Genomic DNA, 3,813 nt, shown 5'->3' with positions numbered 1-3,813 from the left:
GCTGTGGACAGATGGGGTTTTGGGAACTTCAATTTGGCCCGGACACCGTGTTGATGTACGGATGGCAGAGTGTCGGGCTAAATTTATTATTTTGCGCGAGAACAATTCCTACTATCAGACGCTACGGGAGAAATTGCTGTGGGCAGGTACAAGGGTTCACTACAGCAATAATCACCGTAATTAATTAAGTATTTTAGAGTGCATTTACCGTAGATTGCGTAGGCGTAGCCCGTCGTAGACATCGCATAACGACTGTAGGCGATCGCAATCAAAATTACCCAAGCCCCTGGATTAATCTGGGGGCTTTCTGCTCTGATAGTGACTTTCTTTGCTGATACCGTTGATTGGCTGACAATTTAGAGTGATGTAAAAAAAAGTCAAGTAGGGAAAACCTCCTTTACTTCCACCTCTTTTTAACTCAGCCGCAACTGTTTCTTTAAGGCTTTTGGCACATTCACTGCTGTATCAAGTCCTTCCACATTTTCCCAGTTTGTATTTTCATCCCAGTCCATATCTCCCGAACTCTTCTGGCTGAGATTTGCGCGGCTGAGGTTTGCGCCCCAGAGGTCTGCACCACAAAGGTTTGCGCCTTTGAGATTTGCGCGTTTGAGATTTGCGCCACTGAGGTCTGCGCTGCTGAGATTTACGTAGCTAAGATCTGCACCGCTAAGGTTTGCGCGGCTGAGATTTGCGCCGCTGAGGTTTGCTTCGCCAAGTTCTGCACCTCTGAAGTTTGCTTTGCTAAGGTTTGCTTCGCCAAGAACTGCGAAGTAAAGGTTTGCACCAATGAGGGTTGCTCCGCTGAGGGTTGCTCCGCTGAGGTTTGCTCCGCTGAGGTTTGCACCATAGAAGCTTGCAGCACTGAGGCTTGCGTCGCTGAGATTTGCACCATCGAGGCTAGCGCCGCCAAAGTATGCACCACAAAGGTTCGCGCCTTTGAGATTTGCACGATTGAGATTTGCGAGGCCAAAGTATGCGCCACTAAGATTTGCGTAGCTGAGGTTTGCTTCGCTAAGGTCTGCGCCTCTAAAGTATGCGCCGCTAAGGTTGGCGTTGCTGAAGAATTGCCCAACTACACTACTAAAAGTTCCAAGCTGAAAGCAATCACTGTAATTGATGACACGAGTTAATTGGTATTCTTCAAAATTGTCTGCACCAGTTTGACCAGACGGATAGAAAACAATTTCTTGTCTGAGATCATCTCGCCCTGTAGCATAACGGTGCAACTCCAAAAGCAAAATCATCACATTCAACCCAGCATAAATATCCACCTCACGCTGACCTAGCCCTTGAATTCCATACTGTTGCAACTGTTGTAGCTTTTTTTGAGGCAAAGTCTCTTTCGCAGAGTCAATAAACTTCCCCTTACACCAGTTATGGTAAAAATTTTCTAAGCGTTTAAATAATTGCTCCCAAGAGAAATCTTGTTTTTTAGTAAGCAGCCTCATCAAAGATTCCACAATTTCTGGTGTGAGTCTGCCAAAACCCAGCAAATCATAAATTTGCCAATTCATTTGGTCTTCGAGAATAACTAGTTGTTTTCCGTCTTCTGTTTCTTCGTATTGTGTCCACGCTTTCAGATGTTCAGCGGCTTCCAAAACTGCTTTGCCAGTCTCAACTGTGGTGTTCAGACTCTCTTCTATTGAGAAGGATTGCTGAAACTTCTGCCAGGTTTGCGATAAACGCTTGTTCATTCACTGGGACTTGTTTAATTACTGGTTATTTAGAGTTTAGTGTAAAATTTGGGGTTGATGGGTGTGGGAAGAATGACGTAAACGCATAGCAGCTTTCCGCAGACTACCACAGAGGCGCAGAGGACACGGAGGAAGAATGGAGGAAGAGGAAAGGCGATCACATCAAGCTTGGGTTTTACCTTTCTCCTCATCTCAATTCAGTCCCAGTTCTTCCTTCAACGCCTCCGGTATATTAACTGCCGTTTCTAATCCCCGCACGCTTTCCCACTGCTGCTTTTTACCCCAGATCATCTCTTCTAGATTGGCATCGCTGAGGTCTGCACCACCCAAAATGGCGTAACTGAGGTTGCTATGGCTAAGATCCGCGCCGTTAAGGATAGCACCACTGAGGTTACTGCCACTGAGGTTAGCATTGTTAAGGTTGGCATAACTGAAGTCTGTGCCAAATAGGATCGCGTCGGTGAGGTCAGCACCACTGAGATCGGCGTCGTTGAGAATCACGCCACTGAGGTCAGCTTCGTTGAGAATCACTCGACTGAGGTCTACACCGCTGAGGTCAGCACCTAAAAACATTGCACCGTTAAGTCTGGCATTATTAAGTTTGGCACCGTTAAGTTTGGCATAGCTGAGGTCTGCGGCAACCAGGATAGCATCGCTGAGGTTGGTACTGAAAAGAATTGTGTCACTGAGGTTAGTACCGTTGAGGATGGCGTGACTCAAATCAGCGCCACTGAGGTCGGCGCGGCAAAGGTCGGCATGGCTAAGGCTAACGCTATTAAGGTTGGCTTCACTCAGATTTGCACCGAAAAGGATGGCGTTATTTAGGTCAGCATGGCTGAGGTTAGTGCTGCTAAGGTCGGCGCGGTTGAGATCGGCACGGCTAAGGTCGGCGCGGCTAAGGTTGGTATTGCTAAGGTCGGCGCGGTTGAGGTCGGCGTGGCTAAGGTTGGCACAGCTAAGGTTAGCACCGCTGAGGTTGGTGCTACTAAGATCGGCACCACTGAGGTTAACACCGCTGAGGTTGGCACCGCTGAGGTTGGCATCGCCGAGGTTGGCACCGCTGAGGTTGGCACCGCTGAAGTTTACGCCAGTTAAGTTGGCATCGCCGAGATAAGCAAGGCTTAGGTCGGCACCGCTAAAGTTTGCCCCAGTAAGGTTGGCATCGCCGAGGTAAGCACCCCTAAAGTTGCCGCCTTTGAGGAATTGTCCGACTATACTACTAAAGTTGCCAATTTCCAGGGCATCGCTATAATTGATAATCCGCAGCAGTTGGGATGTGAAAAAATTGTCTGTCTCCGGTTGGGCAGATGGATAGAAGATGATTTTTTGTTTGAGTTCATCTTGCCCTTGGGCGTAGCGGTGTAACTCTAGTAATAAAATCAGTACGTTCAGCCCTGTATATATGTCTACCTGTCTCAACCCGATCGCAATATTTTGTGCCGCAAGCTTTAACTTTGTTTTCTGAGGCAGGTTATCATCTGGTGTGCCATCGATAAATTCTCCCTGACACCAACGACGATAAAAATCTTCTAGCCGCCCAAAAAGCAATTCTGGACGAATTTTTTGACCAGTCACAACCAATTCCATTAGTTGGTTGACTATCTCAGGTTTCAGGGCAGCATTGCCCAATAAATCATAAATCTCTTCATGCATCTGGCGATCGCATACTTTAAAGCAAAACCCAGTGGGTAAAGTGCCCAATGTGCGATCGTCTATCTGAGAAGTCAAACCGTTCTTGGGTACTGTCCATTTTTCTAAGCTTTTTTGCAGTCTTGGAGAGTATAAATATTCCTGCAAATTATCTTGAGCTAATCTAACGCTTTTGTCTGGTTCTTTAATATTTTTTCCTAGAGGTAAAACTGCTTCAGTTTCTAGCGATGTGGTCTTTGGCATCTCTTGTAACCTTGTACCACTCACATAATTTCTCAGCATCTGCCAGACTTGAGATAAATATGTTGACATTTTTGTTTCCGTTGTTACATTTAAATAACTGTTTTTGATAATCCTGAATTAAAAACTTTTCTATGCTAGTTTGCTTTGCATTCCCAACAATCAATAGTATAAATAAATACTATAGTAAAAAATTCATGAGTTGGCTATATTTAGGGCAGGCTAGTTC

At 45.9% G+C, this 3,813-nt stretch carries 1 protein-coding gene and 4 pseudogenes; 2 read left to right on the top strand and 3 right to left on the bottom strand.

Features of this window, described 5'->3' with window-relative positions; all coding sequences use genetic code 11:
- Positions 1-184, top strand: a pseudogene (gene ppnK, locus IQ229_RS17350) (NAD(+) kinase); the annotation flags it as partial.
- A 229-nt stretch (positions 185-413) separates the two neighbouring features.
- On the opposite strand, the pseudogene IQ229_RS25010 reads toward ppnK, so the two are convergent.
- A pseudogene (locus IQ229_RS25010) lies at positions 414-740 on the bottom strand (pentapeptide repeat-containing protein); the annotation flags it as partial.
- Here IQ229_RS25010 and IQ229_RS25005 point away from each other — a divergent pair.
- Positions 657-836 (top strand): annotated as a pseudogene (locus tag IQ229_RS25005) (hypothetical protein); the annotation flags it as partial. The pseudogenes IQ229_RS25010 and IQ229_RS25005 sit on opposite strands and share 84 nt — an antisense overlap.
- Here the strand turns inward: IQ229_RS25005 and IQ229_RS25000 are convergent.
- Positions 753-1,244, bottom strand: a pseudogene (locus IQ229_RS25000) (pentapeptide repeat-containing protein); the annotation flags it as partial. The pseudogenes IQ229_RS25005 and IQ229_RS25000 overlap by 84 nt on opposite strands.
- A 642-nt stretch (positions 1,245-1,886) precedes the next feature.
- Positions 1,887-3,656, bottom strand: a complete 1,770-nt coding sequence (locus tag IQ229_RS17340) for a pentapeptide repeat-containing protein (RefSeq protein WP_194045824.1) — start codon at positions 3,654-3,656, stop codon at positions 1,887-1,889.
- Positions 3,657-3,813 lie beyond the last annotated feature (157 nt).

The sequence above is a fragment of the Nostoc cf. edaphicum LEGE 07299 genome (assembly GCF_015207245.1).
Classification (GTDB): Bacteria; Cyanobacteriota; Cyanobacteriia; order Cyanobacteriales; family Nostocaceae; genus Nostoc; species Nostoc edaphicum_B.
This window is presented reverse-complemented; position numbering and strand designations above follow the sequence as displayed.